Origin of the sequence: Sphingobacterium wenxiniae (assembly GCF_900116225.1) — a bacterium.
GTDB lineage: Bacteria > Bacteroidota > Bacteroidia > Sphingobacteriales > Sphingobacteriaceae > Sphingobacterium > Sphingobacterium wenxiniae.
Window position 1 is genome coordinate 184,380 of record NZ_FOZZ01000002.1, and the last position, 22,513, is coordinate 206,892.

The 22,513-nt window shown below is 40.6% G+C and carries 19 protein-coding genes and 1 tRNA gene; 11 read left to right on the top strand and 9 right to left on the bottom strand.

What is annotated here, in order from left to right; genetic code table 11:
• On the bottom strand, positions 1-735 hold the full coding sequence (locus tag BM375_RS03130; protein ID WP_093363723.1) for a tRNA threonylcarbamoyladenosine dehydratase: 735 nt from the start codon (positions 733-735) through the stop codon (positions 1-3).
• The gene (locus BM375_RS03135) at positions 732-1,397 is read right to left on the bottom strand and encodes a TatD family hydrolase (RefSeq protein ID WP_093363724.1); all 666 of its coding nucleotides are present in this window, start codon (positions 1,395-1,397) and stop codon (positions 732-734) included. Before BM375_RS03135 ends, BM375_RS03130 begins: the two co-directional genes overlap by 4 nt.
• A gap of 187 nt (positions 1,398-1,584) precedes the next feature.
• Between BM375_RS03135 and BM375_RS03140 the strand changes: the two genes are divergently transcribed.
• Positions 1,585-2,871, top strand: a complete 1,287-nt coding sequence (locus tag BM375_RS03140; RefSeq protein ID WP_093363725.1) for a hypothetical protein — start codon at positions 1,585-1,587, stop codon at positions 2,869-2,871.
• Here BM375_RS03140 and BM375_RS03145 read toward each other — a convergent pair whose 3' ends face one another.
• From BM375_RS03145 to BM375_RS03160, 4 genes are all read right to left on the bottom strand, one after another.
• Entirely contained in the window at positions 2,872-4,161 is a 1,290-nt protein-coding gene (locus tag BM375_RS03145) for an anthranilate synthase component I family protein (RefSeq protein ID WP_093363726.1), read from the bottom strand.
• 6 nt (positions 4,162-4,167) lie between these two features.
• On the bottom strand, positions 4,168-5,439 hold the full coding sequence (locus tag BM375_RS03150; protein WP_093363727.1) for an adenylosuccinate synthase: 1,272 nt from the start codon (positions 5,437-5,439) through the stop codon (positions 4,168-4,170).
• A 129-nt stretch (positions 5,440-5,568) separates the two neighbouring features.
• Entirely contained in the window at positions 5,569-6,066 is a 498-nt protein-coding gene (locus BM375_RS03155) for a Fur family transcriptional regulator (protein WP_093363728.1), read from the bottom strand.
• A gap of 80 nt (positions 6,067-6,146) precedes the next feature.
• A complete protein-coding gene (locus tag BM375_RS03160) occupies positions 6,147-8,354 on the bottom strand; it encodes a RelA/SpoT family protein (RefSeq protein WP_093363729.1) in 2,208 nt (735 codons plus the stop codon).
• A gap of 148 nt (positions 8,355-8,502) precedes the next feature.
• Between BM375_RS03160 and BM375_RS03165 the strand changes: the two genes are divergently transcribed.
• From BM375_RS03165 to gloA2, 4 genes are all read left to right on the top strand, one after another.
• A complete protein-coding gene (locus BM375_RS03165; protein ID WP_093363730.1) occupies positions 8,503-9,144 on the top strand; it encodes a DUF4294 domain-containing protein in 642 nt (213 codons plus the stop codon).
• Between the two features lie 20 nt (positions 9,145-9,164).
• Complete coding sequence (locus tag BM375_RS03170; RefSeq protein WP_093363731.1) at positions 9,165-9,656, top strand: glutathione peroxidase; 492 nt, start codon at positions 9,165-9,167, stop codon at positions 9,654-9,656.
• 247 nt (positions 9,657-9,903) lie between these two features.
• Complete coding sequence (gene bshB1, locus BM375_RS03175; protein ID WP_093363732.1) at positions 9,904-10,620, top strand: bacillithiol biosynthesis deacetylase BshB1; 717 nt, start codon at positions 9,904-9,906, stop codon at positions 10,618-10,620.
• Complete coding sequence (gloA2, locus tag BM375_RS03180; protein WP_093363733.1) at positions 10,620-11,009, top strand: SMU1112c/YaeR family gloxylase I-like metalloprotein; 390 nt, start codon at positions 10,620-10,622, stop codon at positions 11,007-11,009. Before bshB1 ends, gloA2 begins: the two co-directional genes overlap by 1 nt.
• A gap of 28 nt (positions 11,010-11,037) precedes the next feature.
• Here the strand turns inward: gloA2 and clpB are convergent, their stop codons facing one another.
• Complete coding sequence (gene clpB / locus BM375_RS03185) at positions 11,038-13,638, bottom strand: ATP-dependent chaperone ClpB (protein WP_093363734.1); 2,601 nt, start codon at positions 13,636-13,638, stop codon at positions 11,038-11,040.
• A gap of 283 nt (positions 13,639-13,921) precedes the next feature.
• On the opposite strand from clpB, the gene BM375_RS03190 reads away from it, so the two are divergent.
• From BM375_RS03190 to BM375_RS03210, 5 genes are all read left to right on the top strand, one after another.
• A tRNA-Thr gene (locus BM375_RS03190) sits at positions 13,922-13,994 on the top strand.
• Positions 13,995-14,212: 218 nt separating this feature from the next.
• Positions 14,213-15,022 carry a hypothetical protein gene (locus tag BM375_RS03195; protein ID WP_093364046.1) on the top strand — a complete coding sequence of 270 codons (810 nt, stop codon included), beginning with the start codon at positions 14,213-14,215 and terminating at the stop codon, positions 15,020-15,022.
• Positions 15,023-15,043: 21 nt separating this feature from the next.
• Positions 15,044-16,111 carry an Rv1355c family protein gene (locus BM375_RS03200; RefSeq protein ID WP_093363735.1) on the top strand — a complete coding sequence of 356 codons (1,068 nt, stop codon included), beginning with the start codon at positions 15,044-15,046 and terminating at the stop codon, positions 16,109-16,111.
• A 79-nt stretch (positions 16,112-16,190) separates the two neighbouring features.
• The gene (locus BM375_RS03205; protein ID WP_212611621.1) at positions 16,191-18,278 is read left to right on the top strand and encodes a sensor histidine kinase; all 2,088 of its coding nucleotides are present in this window, start codon (positions 16,191-16,193) and stop codon (positions 18,276-18,278) included.
• Between the two features lie 53 nt (positions 18,279-18,331).
• A complete protein-coding gene (locus tag BM375_RS03210; protein WP_093363737.1) occupies positions 18,332-19,417 on the top strand; it encodes a hybrid sensor histidine kinase/response regulator in 1,086 nt (361 codons plus the stop codon).
• A gap of 21 nt (positions 19,418-19,438) precedes the next feature.
• On the opposite strand, the gene BM375_RS03215 is transcribed toward BM375_RS03210, so the two are convergent.
• The gene (locus BM375_RS03215; RefSeq protein WP_093363738.1) at positions 19,439-19,909 is read right to left on the bottom strand and encodes a response regulator; all 471 of its coding nucleotides are present in this window, start codon (positions 19,907-19,909) and stop codon (positions 19,439-19,441) included.
• A 402-nt stretch (positions 19,910-20,311) separates the two neighbouring features.
• On the opposite strand from BM375_RS03215, the gene BM375_RS03220 reads away from it, so the two are divergent.
• Positions 20,312-20,461 (top strand): thermonuclease family protein, encoded by a 150-nt coding sequence (locus tag BM375_RS03220; protein ID WP_093363739.1) that lies wholly within the window; start codon positions 20,312-20,314, stop codon positions 20,459-20,461.
• A 69-nt stretch (positions 20,462-20,530) separates the two neighbouring features.
• Here the strand turns inward: BM375_RS03220 and BM375_RS03225 are convergent, their stop codons facing one another.
• A complete protein-coding gene (locus tag BM375_RS03225) occupies positions 20,531-22,168 on the bottom strand; it encodes an ABC-F family ATP-binding cassette domain-containing protein (protein ID WP_093364047.1) in 1,638 nt (545 codons plus the stop codon).
• Positions 22,169-22,513: the final 345 nt, after the last annotated feature.

The following is a 22,513-nucleotide window of genomic DNA, read 5'->3' on the forward strand; positions in this document are numbered from 1 at the left end:
CTAGGATTTAACTTTCATCCCCATCAAATCCCGTATGGCAACAGAAGCAATTGCTCCGCCGAATGCAGCAGGTAAATAGGACATAGTACCATACGCTGATTTCTTGAAGTTACTGCCATCTGTATAGAGCAAGGAGTTCTTGTCTGGAAGTTCAGTTGAGAAAGCAACTTTAACCCCTTGACGGATGCCGTGTTTTCGTAATTTCTTACGTATATGTTGCGCCAGTTTACAGTTATAGGATTTGCTGATATCAGCAATCTGTATTTTCGTTGGATCAACTTTACCACCAGCACCCATTGAACTGACGAAAGGAATCTTAGCATCTATGGCCAGTCGGATAAAAAATAATTTTGGTGTGATACTATCAATGGCTTCTACGCAATAATCAGGTTGCAGCTCCAATAAGGAAGGGATCTTTTCCGGTATAATGAAATCTTGAATAACATTGAGTTCCAACTCGGGATTGATTGCTAAAAGACGTTCTTTCATGATTTGTGCTTTAGCTACGCCATGGTTGGTTGCCAAGGCAGGCAATTGCCTGTTGCGGTTGGTTGGGTCGACGGTATCACCATCGATAATGGTCATCTTTCCAACCCCGGCACGACAGATAAATTCAGCGGCATAAGAGCCTACACCCCCTAAACCCAATATCATCACATGCGAGTTAACCAATTTTTCCAAGGCCTCGCGACCGGTTAATGCTTCTGTTCTCGATAACCAAGATAAATCTTTCATTCTTCCTTTAGCGGATAATTAAATACATGTATAAAATTCTGATAAAGTTGTTCTTTCAACAGAGGAAGCTCTGTTTTTCGAACGCGGCAAAAATACATATAAATATCTACTATATTGATAGATTTATCATCTGTTTCCAAGAAAATTTTGTTCCAGGGGAAGTCGATGATAAGATCGTCTTTTTGCCCTTTCAAGAGGGCAGAACCTAAACTGATATAATAACCTTGTCGATAGATCTGATAGGCAAGGGCTATGTTTTTGTCAAAACCATGAAAGATAACCGGAACTTGTACACGCTCTTCCTGAAGTATGCGAAAACACTCTTGATATGCGCGGACACAATGAATAATTAATGGCTTTTTCAGTTGGTTTGCCACCTTAATCTGTATACGGAAGATCTCTTTCTGGAGGGAAAAGTCGCTATCTGTAAGTTTGTCTAAACCACATTCTCCGATTGCCCATACATTGCTGCGTTTAGCATAGGTGTAAAGAATATCCTCTTGTTCCTTATAATTGAAATGAATATACCAAGGGTGTATACCTAATGAACAAGGTTGCGGAATAAGATAATCCTTGGCGATAATAATATTCGGTAATGAAAACACCTCAGTTGTATTCTCCTGATAACTATGGGTATGGATATTGATGTAAGGCGTTGACATACACAAACCTAAATAATTTCATTTTTATATGCAATTTGATTGTGCATCATATAAAATGAAGTTCTCGGCCCTAAAGAGCTGTTTTGTAGAGGAGATAGAATGTAATTTTTTGCAAAAGTACGGAGCAGGAACATTACTTAATTGGGGTATTTTCAATATCTTGTAACTATTTATTTCATATTCCAATATGATCAAATTTACGAAAGCACTGTGGACGATCCTTCTGTTATGCATGTTGCATAACCTTTCTGCACAAGACAATTTTCCGGGTAAGTGGGAAGTGCAATATAAGCCTTGGCCACATATTCCCGCTATAAAAATGGAACTTGCTATTTATGAACCGATTCAAGGAATGGTTTATCCAACAATTCTGCGATTGTCTAACCATTTGTTTGAAGGTGAATATGATTTTTTGTTGATTAAAAAAGATGATAATCAATTGGGGATCGCCCGTAATAAATATCCTATCCTGGAGAAGCCATTTCCGTTAAAATCTTGGATGATGTATCTAAATGGTCATTTTGAGCTAGATGAGCAAAGTGAAAAATTGATATTGCAACGTCTTTGGATAGACCGATTTGGGATTTTTATGGATGGGTTGTACGATGATGAACTGTTTACACATCCTAAAACTTTTCTGAGAGACTTTCTCTATCAAGTCCCTATTACTTTAGAACGGAAGAACAAGATTAAGGAGAAACATCCAAGGGAAAAGGAAATATTGGGGTCAGAAGAAATTTATTATGGTATTTATGACCCGATAAAAGTCAACAGGCCGGAACTGCGAATTTCAGTGCTTGATGAAGAGAAATTTGATAAAGATACGGTTACTATTGTGCATAATGGTAAGATCATTGTCGATAAATTGCCCGTGGGTGAGACCATGTTTCTGGATGATATAACTTTGGAGGAGGGCAATAATTACTTTGCGTTCTTTGCCGAAAATTATGGTGATCTACCGCCTAATACAGCAAATTTTCTGATCTACACAGATGGAGGAGATGAACCTCAATATTCTTTTGATTTTACACATCGGTCGAATGTATATGCTACGGCTATGGTTGCGCATTTTATCTATGAGAAGCCAAAGTTGGAAGAAAACAAAGTCCAGCAAACTCAAAAGGTGCTTAAGGATGGAGATAGGGATAATTTTCTTATTGGTAGGTTGCAGTCTTCTGAAAATAAGGTGCTACTGAAAATATGGGATGCACAACAGGAGGATGGTGACTTGATTACGATTCACTTAAACGGAAAGCCACTGTTAGAAAATATGGAAGTGCGGCATCAGCCGCGCTTTATAGAAATAACCTTGAAAAAAGGTGTTAATCAATTGTTGTTCAGAGCGGAAAATGTTGGTCGGATACCGCCCAATACGGGTGTTGTGGAACTTTCTACCAAAGACTTTCAGCGGCAGATTCTCTTCAATACAGATATGAACCGTAGTAATTATATTGAGATTCTGAACTTGGAATAATTATTCCAAAAGCTTAGCATCCAAAGTTTTTAAAATCGCACTGGCTTTCAATAAACATTCTGCATATTCTTTTTCTGCATCAGCATCAATGGTAATAGCGCCACCTGTATGGAAAGAAAGATAACGGTTTGTACTGTTGTATAGCAAAGAGCGGATAACTACGTTGAAATCAAAATTACCCAAAGGATCGAAATAGCCAACTGTACCAGCGTATACGCCACGTCTGCTATTTTCATAGCAATCACATAATTTCATGGCGCTGATTTTTGGTGCACCTGTCATTGAACCTGCAGGGAATGTCTGTCGGATAGCTGTTATGTCAGAAATTGTAGGATTTTTTTTGCAAGTGACGGTAGAAATCAACTGATGTACCTGCTCAAAAGTATGCACCTCCAGTCGTCTGTCGGCTTTTACAGAACCTTCTACTGCGCTACGTGTCAAATCATTACGGACCAAATCCACAATCATGACATTTTCTGCGATTTCTTTGGGATTATTTTTCAGCGCATCGATAATATGTTTGTCCTCCAAGGTTGTTTTCCCACGTGGGGCTGTACCTTTGATGGGCTGGGAGATTAAGGTCTGTTCACGTTTGGCTAAAAAACGTTCGGGAGAGGCTGAAAGAATATATTTATCGCTAATCTTGAAGAAACAGGAAAAAGGTGTAGGTGAAACTTTATTTAATCTTTCATATACCGCTAAAGGAGAAAGGGATACCTTTTCCGCATAGAATTCCTGACAAAGGTTGACCTCATAAATGTCGCCCTGTTGGATATGTTGTATCATCTGGTTAAAGGCCTCGATATAGGCCTCTTTAGACATACGTTTCCGAACTTCAATATTTAGACTAGACAAAGAAGGTTCAGTGGGAAATTCCGTAGAAAAAATACTATTGTAGATGGTCTCGGGCTGTAAGCCCTGTATTTCTACTTGATCTCTTCGAAAGGAGATAATCACAGCTGGAATAAAAAAATAAGCTTCTGGAAATCCTAAGCGGTTTGGGGAGGAAGTTGTCAGCTCTTCTATCTCATTCTTGAGATCATAACTAAGAAAGCCAGGCATCCAACAATGTGGATGCTTGGCTCTAAATTTTTCCAAGTCTTGAAAGACCTGTCCCTCGAAAGCTGTAAAGCATGCTGTAGCCTGTACGGCAAGTAAGCTATCTATTTGGCTGTATTCATCGGCATAACCATTGGATTGAAAGAAACAAACTTCCTCAAATTGTTGTGCCCATTGTAGAGCTTTTCTTTTGAATAGTTGTATGTCAACCTGAAAAACGGCTGTTGCCATGAACAATTACAATTCAATTGTCTGAACGCGATCTGGACCAACAGATAAATATTTGATAGGCACTTCCAAAGCTTTCTCTAAGTAAGCGATGTAATTCTGCAATGCAGCAGGAATTTCATCTTTTGTACGGATGCCTGTAATATCCTGATTCCAACCTTCTACTTCCTCCAACACAGGTTCTGCCTTGTTGGTAATGATTTCGTAAGGCATATAATCAATGGTTTCACCATTGTGCTTGTAGTGGGTACATACTTTTATGGTTTCAAAAGTATCCAATACGTCAGCTTTCATCATGATTAATTCCGTTACACCATTCAGCATGATCGCATACTTCAATGCCGGAATGTCAATCCAACCTGTACGGCGTGCACGACCTGTTGTCGCACCGAATTCATGACCAAGTTTGCGTAGTTCTTCGCCAGTTTCGTCTTCCAACTCCGTAGGAAAAGGACCGCCCCCTACGCGTGTAGCGTAAGCTTTGAAGATACCATAAACGGCACCGATTTTATTAGGTGCTACACCCAACCCTGTACATGCTCCCGCAGTAGTGGTATTGGAAGAGGTTACGAAAGGGTAAGAACCGAAATCCACATCCAATAATGTACCTTGTGCTCCTTCGGCAAGTACTTTTTTACCTTCTTTAAGATAACTGTTTACAAGGTGTTCAGCGTCTACGTGTGGAATGCTCTTGATGAATTCGATGGCAGCTAAGAAAGCCGTCTCTTTCTCTGAGAAATCAGGAATTTCGCCGTAATGTGAAAGGATTTCTAAATGTTTAGCTTTCAACTTTTCATATCGTTCCATGAAGTCGGGCAGGGTAGTATCACCTACGCGGAGACCATTACGCCCAGTTTTGTCCATGTATGTAGGACCGATACCTTTTAATGTTGAACCGATTTTGCCTGCACCCATTTTGGATTCCGAAGCGGCATCCAATAGCTGATGTGTAGGGAGGATCAAATGTGCTTTGCGTGCTAAGACCAAAGAGCCTTTGCCAACAGGATCAAACCCAGCCGTGCGTAGGTTGTCCAATTCCCGTTTTAAGATAATCGGATCGATAACCACACCGCCACCGATAAGGTTCAGCGTACCTTCGTTGAAAATTCCGGAAGGGATGGTGTTCAACACAAATTTTTTATTGTCAAACTCCAATGTATGTCCAGCATTGGGACCGCCTTGAAAGCGAGCGATTAAATCATATTTCGGACAAAAAACGTCCACGATTTTTCCTTTACCCTCATCGCCCCATTGCAGGCCCAGAAGCACATCAACTTGCATAATATTTGAAATATTGAGATTTAAAATTATTTGAAACGTTCAAAACTCTGTAAAACATAAAGTTCAGAAAAGGTGGGATAGACCAGTCTTTTCTGAACAAAGGTAATACAATAATTTTCGATTACCACATTAATTTGAAATTACAGAAGCTTTGCTTTTTTCTTCGGACTCTTCCGCATTTTTCTTTTGACAGTCTTCGCAGACACCGTATAAGTTTAAAGAATGGTGCTTGATGTCGAATTTAAGCAGATCGCCCATCAGACTTTGTATCTGATTGATGCGTGGATCACAGAATTCCACGACCTTGTTGCACTCGATACAGATAACGTGGTCATGTTGTTTATAGCCATAAGACTTTTCAAACTGCGCCATATTGCGGCCAAACTGATGCTTGGTAACCAGATCGCAAGAAACCAGAAGTTCTAAAGTATTATACACCGTTGCGCGGCTTACGCGGTATTTCTTATTTTTCATGTGGATGTACAGCGACTCCACATCAAAATGGTCTGAACGGGAGTAAATCTCTTCCAGAATGGCGTAACGCTCGGGGGTTTTCCTTAGATTTTTGTTTTCTAAGTAAGCTTCGAATATTTTTTTTACCGTTTGGTAGTTTTCACCTTGATTCATTATACATGATAGTAATACCCTACAAATTTACCAATTTACTTTTTAAAAAACGATGTTTTGTACATAAGCCGAAATCAGCATTAATTTTCAGCTTCATAACGGGTCACCCCTGTGATGCCACTGATATCTTTTAGACTTTTCATCAAGTTATCCAATTGCCCTGTGTTGTTGACAAAAACCATAATATTTCCTTCAAATATCCCTTCATTGGACGAAATGCTCAATGAACGTATATTGACTTTAAACTCTTGGGAAATAATATGTGTAATTTTATTAATCAGTCCTACGTCATCAATACCAACAATACGTAACCCTGTTAGGAATGCTGCGTCTACTTGAGAAGATGCCCATTGTGCTTTCAAAATACGGTAACCATAGTTCGCCATGAGTTTTGAAGCGTTTGGACAGCTCGTGCGGTGTATTTTAATGCCATCATTTACAGTCAAGAAACCAAAAATGTCATCTCCCGGAATCGGGTTACAGCAAGGGGCTAAGGTGTAATCTACCTTTTGCAAATCGTCACCAATCAGGATCGTGTCTAGATCTTTTTTATTGATTTTCTCAACGAGTCCAGACACGTGGGAGCTGAACTGATTATGATGTTGCTCCGGTGTCTTTTCACTGGCTACATATTCCCGAAGGTTTTTTACGTCGATAACACCTTTTGCTACATTGTAAAACAACTCCTGTGAGCTGGGATACTTAAAGTAGTTGGCAATTTTGTTGATGTTATCCGTGTTGTACGTTATTTTTAATGACTTAAGCTTCCTTTCCAAAATTTCCTTCCCATCTTCTGCTACTCGTCGCTTTTCTTCTTTTAGTGAAGATCGGATTTTGGATTTTGCTTTGGCGGTTACTACAAAATTCAACCAGTCTTCCTTCGGAACTTGCTTGCTGGATGTAATTATTTCTACCTGATCGCCGTTTTGCAAAGGGTGGCTTAGCGGCACAAGTTTATGGTTGACTTTCGCACCGATACAGGTTGCCCCAATATCGGTATGGATTTCGAATGCAAAGTCCAATGCAGTGGCACCGTTTGGCAACTGTACTAACGTACCTTTCGGGGTAAAGATGAATATTTCATCCGAGAAAAGGTTCATCTTGAAGTCATCCACAAAATCCAATGCGCTTTGTTCCGAATTGCTCAAAAGACTGCGTACTTTTTGAATCCATTGATCCAGCCCGCTGTCGGAATTGGACTCCTTGTATTTCCAGTGTGCCGCAAAACCTTTCTCTGCAATCTCGTTCATGCGCTTAGTACGGATTTGTACTTCTACCCATTGCCCTCGGGGCCCCATTACCGTGGTATGTAGCGATTCGTAACCGTTGCCTTTCGGAGAAGATACCCAGTCACGCAAACGATCGGGGTTCGGACGGTATAAATCCGTTATAATGGAATAGACTTTCCAACATTCCGTTTTTTCTCTTTCTGCAGGCGTGTCTATAATGACGCGAATAGCAAACAAATCATAGACTTCTTCAAAAGGAATCGATTTTTTGCGCATCTTATTCCAGATGGAATGTATGGACTTCGGACGCCCGAAAACATCGGCTTTTATATCCTGCTCTTCCAGTATTTCTTCGACAGGCTTGATGAAGTCTTCGATGAATTTTTCGCGTTCGGTCTTTTTCTCGTTAAGTTTCTTAGCGATGAATTTATACGTGTCAGGATCGGTGTATTTCATGGAAAGGTCTTCCAATTCCGATTTAATGGCGTACAAACCCAATCGATGAGCGAGTGGTGCATAGAGATAACTCGTCTCGGAAGCGATCTTGAGTTGTTTATGGCGAGCCATAAATTCCATGGTACGCATATTATGCAATCGATCCGCCAACTTGATTAAGATCACACGTACGTCATCTGCTAAAGTGAGTAACATCTTACGGAAATTTTCCGCTTGCATGGAACTGTTCGGATCGAATATACCTGATATCTTTGTCAACCCATCGATGATCCGTGCTACTTTCTTGCCGAATTGTGTTTCTATTTCCTGTAAGGTAATGGATGTGTCCTCTACAACGTCATGCAACAGGGCACAGACGATAGAAGTTGTACCCAAGCCTATTTCCTCGGCAGCAATCTGTGCTACCGCAATGGGATGATATATGTAAGGCTCGCCCGACTTGCGGCGCATGTCTTTATGCATTTCCAAGGCCAGGTCGAAAGCCTTACGGATTTCTTGTTTGTCTCCGCGTTGCAACGTAGGCTTACATGCACGCAGCAAGGCCCGATATCTCTTCCTGATTTCCTTGTTTTCCGCTTCAATGTCAATCACATAATCTTCCATAAACAAGTATTAAAAAATTGCTTATTAAATATTTTTTGTATTTTTATTAACGATTCCGCCTAAAGTTAAACATTCGGTGGAAACCATAAAATAAATGTAGTGAAAATTTGGTAGATTTAAAAACAGGATAGGATTTTTTGCTTTTCGGATGATTAGGCTGTTAGGATTAGGTTTATTGTTGTGCTGTATGCTTCCTTTTTATACAAAAGGGCAGGCATTGCAGGTGCCACATTATGGGGAAGGAGAAGGAAGGGTTATCGATCGCTACTCGACCGATAGGTTGGAGGATGGAGAGATTGTGCCTTGGTTTGTCATACAGGAAATCGTTATTACTGCGAAACGAACATTTAAAACCGAGCAGGATAGGTTAAACTATCTTAGATTGGAGCGGAATGTGCTGCGTGTATTGCCTTATGCAATTTATGCGCAGAAGCGCTATGAACAGTTGGACAGGGAGCTAGCGATGGTTTCTTCACGTCGGGAAGAAAAGAGATTGATAAAAGTCTGTGAGGATGAGATAAAAGCCAAATTTAACGCTGAAATTAAAAATCTCACTGTGTCCCAAGGAAAGATTTTAATAAAATTAATCGAAAGACAGACAGGAAGCACAAGTTACGAACTGGTGAAAAACATGAAAGGTGGTGTTTCAGCTTTTGTTTACCAATCTGTTGCTAAGGTTTTTGGACACAACCTAAAGTCTACATACAATGCGCAGGAAGATTACGAAATAGAGAATATTATACGCAGTTATGAAAGGGTAAGGCCTATCAAGAATTTATACAATTACTAATCAAAAAGAAAAGGGGGATTATGCCAACGGTTTATGATTTTCAAGCTTTACAATTTAAGGGTGGGAAAAAATCGTTGCAAGACTATTCTGGTAAGGTCTTACTGATCGTCAATACAGCGAGCCGCTGTTTCTTTACTAAGCAATTTCAATCTCTGGAGAAGTTATACCAGAAGTATAAGGATCAGGGTTTTGAAATCCTAGCTTTTCCTTCCAATGATTTTCGTGGCCAGGAACCTATGACGGGGTTGCAACTGGAGACCTTCTGCCGTATCCAACAGCAGGTAACTTTCCCTGTATTCAAACGTATACATGTCGTGGGTGATTATTGCGACCCGCTGTATCGTTACCTTTCCGATAAAACATTGAATGGTCACATCAATTCCAAACCTCGTTGGAATTTTCATAAATACCTCGTGAATAAAAAAGGCGAGGTGGTCGATTACTTCTACAGCACGACTAGTCCGTCTGCCCAGCGTGTTGGAGCAAAAATTGAACAATTATTGGCTGAATAAGATATTCCGTTGCTCTGTTTTGTCATTCCGACAACAGGAGAAATCTGTCTTCATTCAACTCCCTCCGTTCAGCTTTGTCCCGGCGAGGGACGGAAAGACTGTGCGATGGGAAGAATCGGCAGTTGTCAAAATTAACCCTCCATTTGTTTTAAACATAAAAATATGATGCTTTTGCTCTGACACATCTTGGCTTTTAGAAGAAAGAAAAATAAGTAATTCATATCTTTGCACATAAAAATTACAGGATATGAAATTGGATTTGATGGTGATTACTGTTCACCCTGATGATGCAGAGCTTGGAGCGGGGGGGGCGATAGCAAAATATGTAGCTGAAGGAAAATCAGTCGGTATCGTGGATTTAACCCGTGGAGAATTGGGTACACGTGGTACGGCGGAAACCAGAAAAGCCGAGGCAGCCAGAGCGGCTGAGATATTAGGCGTGCAGGTGCGGGACAACCTGGATCTGCGTGATGGTTTTTTCCAGAACGATGAAACCAGTCAGTTGGCTATTATTCGTTGTATCCGTAAGTATCAACCCGAAATTGTAATCACGAATGCATTAGACGATCGTCATCCTGACCATGGCAGAGCGAGTAAATTGGTCAATGATGCTTTGTTTCTAAGTGGTTTGAGGAGAATCGAAACGACGGATGAACATGGTGTACAGGAAGCTTTTCGTCCGCGTTTGCAATTGCAGCTGATTCAGGATAAATATATACAACCCGATATTATTTTGGATATTACGGACTATTGGGATATTAAAGAACGTTCTATCTTGGCGTATACAACGCAGTTCAACACCGAGGATGATTCCGAGCCACAGACTTATATTTCTAATCCGGATTTTATGGAATCCACGAAAGGAAGAGCATCGGAATTGGGACGAAGTATTCAGGTGAAATATGCGGAAGGGTTTACTGCCCGTAAACTTTTAGGAGTTCAGGATCTTTTTCAGTTGCTGTAATGATTAATATTCTCCGTGTTCATCATATTGCAATTATTTGTAGTGATTATCGTAAGTCCTTATCTTTTTATACTGAAGTTCTGGGATTTAAGCTACTTGTGGAAACCTACCGGGAAGAAAGGGATTCGTATAAAGCTGATTTGGCGCTGAGCGGTCAATATATAATTGAGCTTTTTTCTTTCCCGAATCCTCCTGAAAGACTCTCTTTCCCGGAAGCCACAGGGTTAAGACACTTGGCTTTTGCAGTGAAGGATGTGGAAGTTGTGCGGAATGAGTTGTTGTCGTTGGATGTGTCGGTTGAAGAAATTCGGGTAGATGAGGGAACAGGGAAGCGTTTTTTCTTTACGACCGATCCGGATGGTTTACCTTTGGAGTTTTATGAAAAATAGAGGGGTGGCTTTGCCACCCCCTTTATTTTTATTCCTGATCCTTGTTGAGGAAGACAAACTGTCCATCAAAAGCATCCAGTTGTATGACAGCATCCCTTGAGATTTTTCCAGAAAGAATCTCTTTAGAGAGCTCGTTGAGGATGCGTTTTTGGATCACCCGTTTAAGTGGTCTCGCTCCGTATATAGGATCATAACCTAACTGCGCTAGCCAGTCTAGTGCCTCGTCGGTAGCGCTGATAAAGATGTTTTGTTCAGCTAACTGTTTTGCTACGTGTCGGAATTGCATGCGCACAATATCACCGATTTCCTCACGGCTAAGCGGAGTGAACATAATGACCTCATCGATACGGTTCAGGAACTCAGGACGAATCGATTTCTGTAAAAGATCGAATACTTCATCTTTCGTTTTGGCTAGAACCTCCTCTTTATTTGCATCCGTCAGCTGAGAAAAATTCTCCTGAATGATATGCGAGCCGGTGTTGGAAGTCATGATGATGATTGTATTTTTAAAGTTGACCACACGACCTTTGTTGTCGGTCAAGTGTCCATCGTCCAATACCTGCAACAAGATGTTGAATACATCCGGGTGCGCTTTTTCTATCTCGTCCAATAGCACCACGGAATAAGGTCTGCGTCTTACAGCTTCCGTTAATTGTCCACCTTCATCGTAGCCAACATAACCCGGAGGCGCTCCGATTAGGCGCGAAACCGCATGGCGTTCTTGGTATTCAGACATATCTATGCGTACTAAAGCTTGTTCGTCATCAAACAGGAATTCGGCCAAGGCTTTCGCCAGCTCTGTTTTACCCACTCCCGTAGTTCCTAAGAAAATGAATGAACCTATCGGACGTTTTGCATCGCTCAAACCTGCGCGTGAACGGCGTATTGCGTCAGAAATTGCTTCAATAGCCTCTTCTTGCCCTGCAACACGTTTGTGTAGCTCTTCTTCCAGATTTAGCAGCTTTTCGCGTTCAGATTGTACCATTTTGCTGACCGGAATGCCTGTCCAGCGGGATACCACATCTGCAATGTCTTCTGAAGTTACTTCCTCTTTCAGCATGCGGCTGCTTTCCTGCTGTTCAGCTAGCTCGGCTTTCAGCTTTTCTACGTTGTCTTGTGCCTCTTTGATTTTGCCGTAGCGTAATTCGGCTACTTTGCCATAATCTCCGGCACGCTCAGCTTGCTCGGCTTCGAGCTTGTAATCTTCTATATGTTGGATTTCCTGATTGACCCTGTCTACTAAGCTTTTCTCCGATTGCCATGCCGCTTTCAACGAATCACGTTCGTTGGATAAGTTGGCAATGGTTTCGGTCAGCTCAGCGACTTTTTTGTCGTCGTTTTCACGTTTGATAGCTTCACGTTCGATTTCCAATTGCATAATGCGGCGGTCCAGCTCATCGACGGCTTCCGGTACGGAGTCCATCTCCAAACGGAGCTTGGAAGCTGCTTCATCGATCAAGTCAATGGCTTTATCCGGTAGAAAACGATCCGTGATATAGCGTTGTGATAACTCTACTGCAGCGATAATGGATTCGTCAAGAATACGTACCTTGTGGTGTGTTTCATAACGTTCTTTCAGTCCACGGAGAATCGAAATCGCATCCTGTGTGTCCGGTTCATCCACCATGACTTTCTGGAAGCGGCGTTCCAGGGCTTTGTCCTTTTCAAAGTATTTCTGGTACTCATTCAAAGTTGTTGCACCTATAGCACGTAATTCGCCTCTTGCCAAGGCGGGTTTTAAGATATTGGCTGCGTCCATAGCGCCTTCGCCGCCACCGGCACCGACCAGGGTGTGGATTTCATCGATAAATAGAATGATTTCGCCATCGCTGTCGGATACTTCTTTGACCACGGCTTTCAATCGCTCTTCAAACTCACCTTTGTATTTGGCTCCGGCGATAAGCGCGCCCATATCTAAGGAAAATACCGTTTTAGATTTTAGGTTTTCCGGCGCATCACCCTTGATGATGCGATGTGCAATCCCTTCGGCAATTGCTGTTTTACCCACGCCTGGCTCCCCAACTAAGATAGGGTTGTTTTTGGTGCGACGTGAGAGAATCTGCATTACGCGACGGATTTCTTCGTCACGCCCGATTACCGGGTCTAATTTTCCGGATTCGGCAAATTCATTTAAGTTGCGCGCGTATTTCCCCAAAGCGTTATAGGTGGCTTCTGCATTCTGATCGGTTACCCGGTTGTTGCCGCGAAGCTCTTTGATAGCTGCTTTTAAATCTTTTTCGTTCACACCCTGATCTTTTAGTAGGGTAGCGGTTTTGTCGCTTGCGGATAAAAGACCTAAAAGCAGGTGTTCGATCGAAACAAATTCGTCGTTAAACTCTTTCAGGTAGCTTTGCGCTTTTTGCAATACGGAAGCCGTAGCGTTGCCGATGTAAACATTACTGCCGCTTACTTTGGGAAGCGCTTCAATTTGTTTGTCAACCTCGCTGCTCAACAGGTTGATGTTCACGTTCAGTTTCTTTAACAAATGGCTGATAACGTTCTCATCAACAGTAAGCAGGGCTTTTAATATATGTGCGGGCTCAATCGCCTGCTGCTGGTTGCCCACGGCTATTTCAGAAGCTTTCTGAATGGCCTCCTGGGCTTTGATTGTATAGTTGTTAAAATTCATATATGTTGCTTTTAATAGATATGCTTTTGTTTTACAATAACTATGTAACAAACTAAATGCCTTTTTGATTTTTAGAATGATTTCGGAAATTTTGTCGCTTAAAAATAAAATTAAATGCCAAAATGACGTTTTTATTTGTTGTTTAATGGTGTGTATTGCTTTTTTTTCTTTTTGATTTTCAAATGTTTACTTTTCGTATAGCGATAAAAGTGATAGAAATACTTGTGAAAAATAGCGGAACTTCTGATATTTGCAGCAGTGATACAGCAAAGTACCATTTAAAGCCTCCTTAGCTCAGCTGGTAGAGCAACTGACTTGTAATCAGTAGGTCATTGGTTCGATCCCGATAGGAGGCTCACGGAAAGCCGTCTCTCTGAAAAGAGAGACGGCTTTTTTTGTTAAGATTTTTTTAGAAAAGGATAAATAAACGTTATAACATTTATCAACGCATTTACCTATTCTTGAAAGAAAATATATTTATAGATGCTGTAGAAAAAAAGCTACTTTTTAGACTATAGATAAAAGACTTTTGAGTAGTTTTGTGTTTGTTGTAGATGACATTATAACCATTGATGTGGCATTAATATTTAAAGATGGGCGTCCCGTTGTTCGACTTCGGGCATTCCGGGCGATTGACGACCCAAAAACATGTGAACTTTTTATCGCGGGACATGAACATGTTCTTACGGCGATAGGGGTAAAGAAAGTTACTTCTTCCAAGAATGATTGGATGTACAACCCTGCAGCCTTTGTGTTGATTGTAGAGTCTTTGGATGGTGAGCGCGTCTTTGGAGGAGCGCGAATTCATGTTGCAGGTGGTTCACAGCCTCTGCCCATCGAGGAGGCGACGGGAAATATGGATTCGAAAATCTTCGATTTGGTATGGGATTACGCACAAGAAGGAACGGGAGAAGGGTGTGGCTTGTGGAACTCGAGAGAGATTGCGGGTTATGGTATTGGTAGTATCTTTTTGACTCGTGCAGCGATAGCTATCGCTCCGCGCATTGGTATAAAGTCGATGTTCGCACTCTGCGCGCCCTATACTATAAACTTAACCAAATGCGTAGGATATAGACAGGAAACAAGTGTAGGAAACAACGGTACCTTTTATTACCCTAAACTCGACCTTTTAGCAACAACAATGATTTTAGACGATGTGCAGAGTTTGCATTTAGCTTCTGAGGAAGACCGAAATGCGATTATGGATTTGCGTTCTCAAGGAGAGGTCGTTCGGGTAGAAAAATTGCGAAATAAAGAAATTGAGATTCATTATGACCTCCAATTAGAGGGGTTGAAAAATTGGGATTTGAAGGAGGTAATCGCGAATGCTCGAAAATCATACTTAAAAGGTGAATTCGATGAAAAGGATATACAACTATTCTAACGAAGTATTTACTGCGAAAACATGAATAAAGATAGCTATAGACCGCTGATATATAATATGTCCAACGAAAAGGAAAGGGCACTGTTGGCGGAGCTTCGAAAGAACGGAAGCTCTTTGGTTGTATTGGATGAAATGGAGCGTCAACTTAAGGAGCTTGTGCGCTGTCGACAACCAACGATAACCGATTCTTCTGAGAAACTTCACGACTATATCAATGAATTGTTGGATGGAAAGGCTATAGAGGAATACGGTGTTTGGGTTTATTATCCGTGGCGAAACACCTTGGTTCATCTCCTTGGAGAGCAGGAGTTTGTTGAAGTTAGGACCAATAGAAACCAGCTTAAGATTACGAAGGAGGAACAGCAAACTTTAGCGTTAAAAAGAGTTGGTATAGTAGGTCTTTCAGTAGGACAGTCAATCGCACTGACGATGGCTATGGAGCGTACTTGTGGTACATTGCTGTTGGCGGATTTCGATGAATTGGATTTGAGTAACCTTAATAGATTGCGAACTGGGGTTTTTAATATAGCTGTGTCCAAGGTGGTTATTGCAGCTCGTGAAATTGCTGAGATAGATCCGTTTTTAAAAGTAGAGATTTTTCCAGAAGGATTAAATAAGGAGAATTACAATCGTTTTTTGTGTCCTGATACGCCTATTGATCTATTGGTGGAGGTATGTGACAGTTTTGATGTGAAATTAGAAAGCAGAATGCAGGCAAGAAAATATCAAATTCCTGTTGTAATGGATACCAATGATCGAGGAATGCTGGATGTTGAGCGGTTTGATATGGAGCCCGGTCGTCCGGTTTTTCATGGATTGGCAGGTGACCTGACAGTAGAAAAATTGACTGAACTGTCTCCTGCGGATAGATTTGGCTTTCTTATGAAGATTGTTGGTGCAGAGCACTTGTCTGTTCGAATGAAGCAGTCTGTTCCAGAAATTCGGCGCAGTTTGTTGTCTTGGCCGCAATTGGCCTCAGACGTGGTACTGGGCGGAGCCATTACTACTCATATCTGCCGTCGGATCTTGCTTGGCGAGTCTGTCGCTTCAGGACGTTATTATGTAGATATGGAAAACCTTATTGGCTGAAAAATTAATGGACTGTAGAAAGATTATATTCATATTTATACTTTTACTGTCGTATTGTAGTACGTATGCAGATAACGTTTTGCAATTTACTGCTGATGAGGTTAATAAATATATTGGAAAATATGTTTCTATTTATAGGGATACAACCGGAACGCTTTCATTTGAAGATGTCCGAAAACATGATGATCTATTTGTCCATAGTCAGCAGACAGTTCCTAATCTTGGTACGGATGCTTCTGTAAGTTGGGTAAAATTTAAGGTTAAAAATCTTTCTACGGCAAGGCGATTAATTGTTAACTTTTCCCATACAACCATCGATGAAGCTATTTTTTATAGTGTCATCGGTGATAAGGTAGATAGTGTACGGATTGTCTCTGGCGAGAGTATAAAGGATAGGGAGTATCCACATCAGTTCTTTCTTTTTGAATTGCCCTTACCAAATGGAGCAGAGGCCACCTGTTACCTTAAATTGAAAAGCAGTACCCCATTGTTGGCACCTATTTCTATTCATACGACCAAAACCTTGTGGCGGACTCTTATACGAACGGATGTTTTTTCTGCATTGTATCTGGGTTTGATGCTGTCCATGATATTATATAATATCTTTCTGTATTTCTCTACCAGAGAGGCGCATTATTACATCTATGTGAATTATATCTTTTGGGTTATGATGGCCCAATTGGCAATCATGGGTATTTTTGAGCCTATCTTCTCCATTGAGAGCAAGTGGATCTCTTCGCGGCTATTGGCTTTTACAGGGGCTATGTCGGGATTAGGAGCTATTTTCTTTGTTAAATCATTCCTGAACACAGCTGTCTCCGTACCTCGGTTTGATAAACTATTGAATATTTTTGCAATAGGTTATGTCATTGCAGTTGTTCTTTTGATTGCAGGTGCAATTGTGCCGGCCTATCTATTGGTCAATATTGTTGCAGGAGGAGGTTCAACCATTGTTTTGATATTAGCATTTAGGCTTTCCAGACAGAATTACAAACAGACCCATTATTTCCTCTATGCCTGGTGTATATTTCTGGTAAGTGTATTGATTTATGTGTTAAAAGATTATAATATTCTTCCTTACAATTTCTTTACACTTAGGTCTGTACAGATCGGCTCAGTCATCGAAGCGATGTTGCTCTCGTTCGCATTGGGCGATAAGATTAATATGTATAGGAAAGAAAAGGATGCGTCCCAGGCACGAGAACTGGCGGTGTCTCTTGAAAATACTCGTCTGGTGCGTGAGCAGAATACGATTTTGGAGCAAAAGGTCGAAGAACGGACCTATGCGCTTACCGCTTCCAACGAATCGTTGCAAAAGACGTTGGTGCATCTGAAAGAAACGCAGTCCCAACTTGTTGAGGCAGAGAAAATGGCTTCTTTGGGTCAGTTGACGGCAGGTGTAGCACATGAAATCAATAACCCGATTAACTTTGTAACTTCCAATGTTGCACCACTAAAGAGGGATATCAAAATGATTTGGGATACTCTCGCGGAAGTGGAGCGTATTGCGCTTACAGAAGGGTTGTCCACTGAAGAAAAACAAACGCGTATCCGAGAATATAAAGAAGATCTTGATATCGATTACCTACAAACAGAAGTCGACTTCTTACTTAAAGGAATGCATGATGGTGCGCATCGCACAGCAGAGATTGTCAAGAGTTTACGTGTATTCTCCCGAGTAGATGAAGATAGCTTGAAAGTAGCGGACATCAACGAGGGTATAGAGTCTACGATGGTTATCCTGAATAGTCTGGTTCGGGAGAAAATCGAGGTAGAGAAATCTTATGGAGAGATACCGAAGATAGAATGTCATGCAGGAAAACTCAATCAGGTATTCCTAAATATTTTGACTAATGCAATTTATGCCATCAACAAAAAATTCAAAGATGGCAACGGTGGAATATTAAGGATTGAGACAGGGATCCATGTGGATGATACGAATATCTTTATAAAAATAACGGATAATGGAATTGGTATTCCAAAGGAAATCCGAGAAAAGATTTTTGAACCTTTTTTTACAACGAAAGATGTCGGTGAAGGTACAGGGTTGGGGATGTCAATTGCTTATAACACCATTGCAAAACATCGGGGACAGATTATTGTTGATTCTACGGAAGGAGAGGGAACCGCGTTCATTCTGATCCTTCCAGTTAGACAGAATAATTGACTGAAAAATATTGAGGTTAATAGTTAACGTATGGGCTTTTGTTTTACAAGATCATGCAGAAAGAAATAAAAATATTATATATCGATGATGAAGTAAACAATCTTGTCAGCTTTAAAGCTAACTTTAGATTGCACTATCAGATTTTTACAGCATCAGATACAACGGAAGGATTGCAGATTCTGCGCCACCATCCAGATATACGTGTTATTTTTTGTGATCAGCGCATGCCTGGAGAGCTGGGGGTTGATTTCTTTAATCGTATTAAACATGATTTTTCCCAGCCGATTCGTATTCTGTTGACGGCCTATGCGGATATGGAAATGGTGATAGATGCTATCAACAAAGGTCATATCTTCCGGTTTGTCCGCAAGCCATGGGTGGAGGAAGAGATCATATCGGCTATTGAGGAGGCGAATAAGTTTTACATTGCAAGCTCTCTTCTAGCTGTTCGAAATGAAGAGCTACAAAGAGCATACGATGAGTTGGATAAGTTTGCTTATAGTGTGAGTCATGATCTGCGAGACCCACTTACGGGAATTCTTTCGGCCATACAACTGTCGTCAAAATTTGATGAGATTGAAAAGGTTCGTGAGCTGCTCTTCTTAATGGATGGCTCCGTTCGGATGTTAGATGCGTATATTGATAGTCTTCGGGACTATTACCTGCTCCGTCGGGGAGAGCTTACTTTGTCTACCATTGATTTTAATGAACTTATGGATAATATTCGACAGTTTTATACGGTATATATCCAAAATAATGATGTAGCATTTAATATTGACGTCAATCAACAGGAAGTTTTTCAGGGGGATAAGGCTGTTATCGAATTGATTCTGCATAACCTTTTATCCAATGCCTTTAAATACCAACGAAAACATGCTGACAATAAAATGGTGAATCTCTCTGTTGATGTAAAGGAAGGGTATCTCCATATTGAGATAAGTGATACTGGAATCGGAATTTCACCAGAGTATATTGACGATATTTTTAAGCTTTTCTTTAGAGGAAGTGATCAGGCTACCGGTATGGGCTTTGGTCTTTATAATGTACAAAGCGCACTTTTGAAAGTGCAAGGAACCATAGAAGTAGATTCCTTGCCCGATGTGGGGACACATTTCAAAATAAAAATTCCAAGCAAATAAGCAGATGTTTCTGGAGAGAAATTAAGAAAGTAATTTCTGCCGTAGCAAAAACTCCAACTGCTCATTAGATACTTCTAATTTGGAATAAGTTTCCATAATGTTTTTCCTGTCTGCATAAATTTCGTAAGCCCGTTGTATTGTTTGGTCAAGCTCTTCTTCGCTCCAGGGTTTATTGAGGTAGTGAAAAATCTTGCCTTTGTTGACTGCGTCAATAACAGCACCCATGTCGGTATACCCAGTTAAAAGGATACGCATAGGATCTGAATTGATCTTAATGATTTCTTCCAGAAACTCTACGCCTGTCATCTCGGGCATTCGTTGGTCGGTGATAATGATGTTAATGGGAGTGTTTTTAACGATATCTATTGCTTGAGCTCCACTTATAGCCGTGTACACCTTATATTTTAACCTAAATGTGGCTTTAAAGGATACCAAGTTGTTCTCCTCATCATCAACGTATAGCACAGCTATTTTACTGTCTTTGTTTTCCATGTTTATCTTTTAAATAAAGGTGTGATTTAATGCTTTTTATGCTGACAAAAAACCTGGGTTAAAAAAATGTAATTTGGAACTCACCTCCAACAAATTCATTTATATAAACTAAAGATGCTGCAAATTTACGAAAAGAAGAAATAGAAAACTTAATTATAGTATTTCCATTTTGTAGATTTAGCTATTTCTTTTCTTCAATAATGCTCGTTTAAAGAATCATCGTTTGGTTCTCCTTTCTTGTCACCTGAGAAAAATCGAGACATACAGCATTTTTTCTGTTTGAAAATAGTAATTATCTGTTTGAAAATCATTATTTCTTGCACAGTCCTCCTCACTACCTTTGTATTTGTAAAAAGGAGTGGACATGAAGATGACTGAACAGGTGTTAAAAGGGTTTAAGGTATATTACCGAAGCATTTCCTCAATGCGGATTTAGTGAAGAAAGGCTATGCCGTTGTGGCAACTTTTCCGCCAAATGTGAAGCATGTGGATGAGTTTATGGAGTTGCAGGAAGGTGCTCGGGAGTATAAGCTCGGGGTATGGGGAGAATAAAAAATGGAGGTAATATGTAAATAGCCTCCATTTTTTTTATAAATCGAAACGTAATATTTCAACACTTAATTAAATAGCCTTTTCGATATCTTTTAAGCTATTCATTTTTTTGTATTCCAAGAAACCTTTGATATCTTCAAAATGTTCCCTGACACGTTTGTTCCCAAATTCAAATACTTTTGTCGCCAACCCATCAAGAAAGTCTCTATCGTGAGATACCAAAATGAGGGTGCCATCAAAATCCTGTAGAGCATCCTTTATAATATCCTTGGTTTTCATGTCCAAATGGTTGGTTGGCTCATCGAGAATAAGTACATTGACTGGCTCTAATAACAGTTTTATCATGGCCAAACGTGTTTTTTCACCACCGGATAATACTTTTACTTTTTTAGTGGTATCGTCACCACTAAACATAAATGCTCCCAATAGATCCTTGATCTTTACGCGGACATCCCCAATGGCAATCTGATCAATGGTTTCAAATACGGTTAACTCTTCATCCAATAGAGAAGCCTGATTCTGGGCAAAATAACCGATTTGTGCATTATGTCCCACTTTCAGACTGCCTTCGTAATCGATTTCACCCATAATAGCTTTAATCATGGTAGACTTTCCTTCTCCGTTTCTGCCTACGAAAGCTACTTTTTCACCACGCTCAATAACCATGGAGGCTTTTTCAAAGACGATGTGGTCACCGTAGACCTTAGTCAGTTCTTCAACAATAACGGGGTATTGTCCCGAACGGGGGGAAGGAGGAAATTTTAAACGTAGGGCAGAAGTATCCACTTCATCTACTTCGATGATATCCAGTTTTTCTAACATTTTGACACGCGACTGTACCTGTAAGGTTTTAGAATATGTGCCTTTAAATCGGTCGATGAATTCCTGGGTGTCAGCGATAAAACGCTGCTGCTCCTCGTAGGCCTTTAGTTGATGCTGACGGCGTTCCTGACGCAATTGTAAGTAATGTGAATATTTTGCTTTGTAATCGTAGATACGACCCATGGTGACTTCAATCGTACGGTTGGTAATGTTGTCTACGAATGCGCGGTCATGGGAAATGACAATTACCGCTTTGGCAGAATTGACCAAAAAGTCCTCCAACCATTGAATGCTTTCAATGTCCATGTGGTTGGTCGGCTCATCCAGAAGAATCAAATCCGGTTTTTTCAAAAGAATTTTAGCCAATTCGATACGCATACGCCATCCGCCAGAGAACTCGGAGGTCTGTCGTGTAAAGTCCGAACGTTCAAACCCCAGACCTTTTAATACCTTCTCGACTTCGGCATCGTAATTGGTTTCTTCGATAGAATAGAATTTTTCGCTCAATTCTGAAACGCGTTCAATGAGCTTCATATAATCGTCTGACTCGTAATCGGTACGGATATTCAGCTGTTCGTTCAAAGTTTCCAGCTCATCCCGCATCTTGTAGACCTCATCGAAAGCTTTGGAAGTTTCCTCGAAAACGGTCATATTATCTTCTGTTAACAGATGCTGTGGGAGATAGGCGATGACAGCATCCTTAGGGCCGCTCACATGGCCTGTTGTTGGCTTTCCTACACCTGCAATAATCTTTAGCAATGTAGATTTTCCAGCACCATTTTTACCCATGAGGGCTATTTTGTCGTTTTCATTAATGGAAAACGATACATCACTGAAAAGGGTAGTTCCACCAAAGGATACGGAGATATTATTTACGTCTATCACGATATGCATTTATTAAATCAGCCGCAAAGATACCGGAATAAAATGCAGGTTGGAGAAAAAGAAAAAAAAATGTCGTCAAGATAGTGGTGTTTTTTTAAAGGGGATATGGGTTGTTGCCATATAGGATATTACCTCAGATTTAGTATGTATTCCAAGAAAGTAACGATTCTTTTGCTCTCTTTATTGCTGTAATTCTATCTCATTCAAAAATCAAGATTTGTGATGAGGGTTACAAGTATTGGGCTTCTACAAAAGGTCTACTATTGGGAAAATGGGTGTCTACAAAGGGACTACAATATTATGTAAGTGATTGATTTATAAGGTTTGTTTTAAATATAGTATTTA

Excerpts from the sequence above, each read along its gene's own strand:
- BM375_RS03200 (WP_093363735.1), top strand. The coding sequence starts at position 15,044 with ATGAATAAAGATAGCTATAGACCGCTGATATATAATATGTCCAACGAA.
- BM375_RS03215 (WP_093363738.1), bottom strand. The coding sequence starts at position 19,909 with ATGGAAAACAAAGACAGTAAAATAGCTGTGCTATACGTTGATGATGAG.
- BM375_RS03130 (WP_093363723.1), bottom strand. The coding sequence starts at position 735 with ATGAAAGATTTATCTTGGTTATCGAGAACAGAAGCATTAACCGGTCGC.
- BM375_RS03155 (WP_093363728.1), bottom strand. The coding sequence starts at position 6,066 with ATGAATCAAGGTGAAAACTACCAAACGGTAAAAAAAATATTCGAAGCT.
- BM375_RS03145 (WP_093363726.1), bottom strand. The coding sequence starts at position 4,161 with ATGGCAACAGCCGTTTTTCAGGTTGACATACAACTATTCAAAAGAAAA.
- BM375_RS03160 (WP_093363729.1), bottom strand. The coding sequence starts at position 8,354 with ATGGAAGATTATGTGATTGACATTGAAGCGGAAAACAAGGAAATCAGG.
- BM375_RS03170 (WP_093363731.1), top strand. The coding sequence starts at position 9,165 with ATGCCAACGGTTTATGATTTTCAAGCTTTACAATTTAAGGGTGGGAAA.
- BM375_RS03140 (WP_093363725.1), top strand. The coding sequence starts at position 1,585 with ATGATCAAATTTACGAAAGCACTGTGGACGATCCTTCTGTTATGCATG.
- clpB (WP_093363734.1), bottom strand. The coding sequence starts at position 13,638 with ATGAATTTTAACAACTATACAATCAAAGCCCAGGAGGCCATTCAGAAA.
- BM375_RS03135 (WP_093363724.1), bottom strand. The coding sequence starts at position 1,397 with ATGTCAACGCCTTACATCAATATCCATACCCATAGTTATCAGGAGAAT.
- BM375_RS03165 (WP_093363730.1), top strand. The coding sequence starts at position 8,503 with ATGATTAGGCTGTTAGGATTAGGTTTATTGTTGTGCTGTATGCTTCCT.
- bshB1 (WP_093363732.1), top strand. The coding sequence starts at position 9,904 with ATGAAATTGGATTTGATGGTGATTACTGTTCACCCTGATGATGCAGAG.
- BM375_RS03150 (WP_093363727.1), bottom strand. The coding sequence starts at position 5,439 with ATGCAAGTTGATGTGCTTCTGGGCCTGCAATGGGGCGATGAGGGTAAA.
- BM375_RS03210 (WP_093363737.1), top strand. The coding sequence starts at position 18,332 with ATGCAGAAAGAAATAAAAATATTATATATCGATGATGAAGTAAACAAT.
- gloA2 (WP_093363733.1), top strand. The coding sequence starts at position 10,620 with ATGATTAATATTCTCCGTGTTCATCATATTGCAATTATTTGTAGTGAT.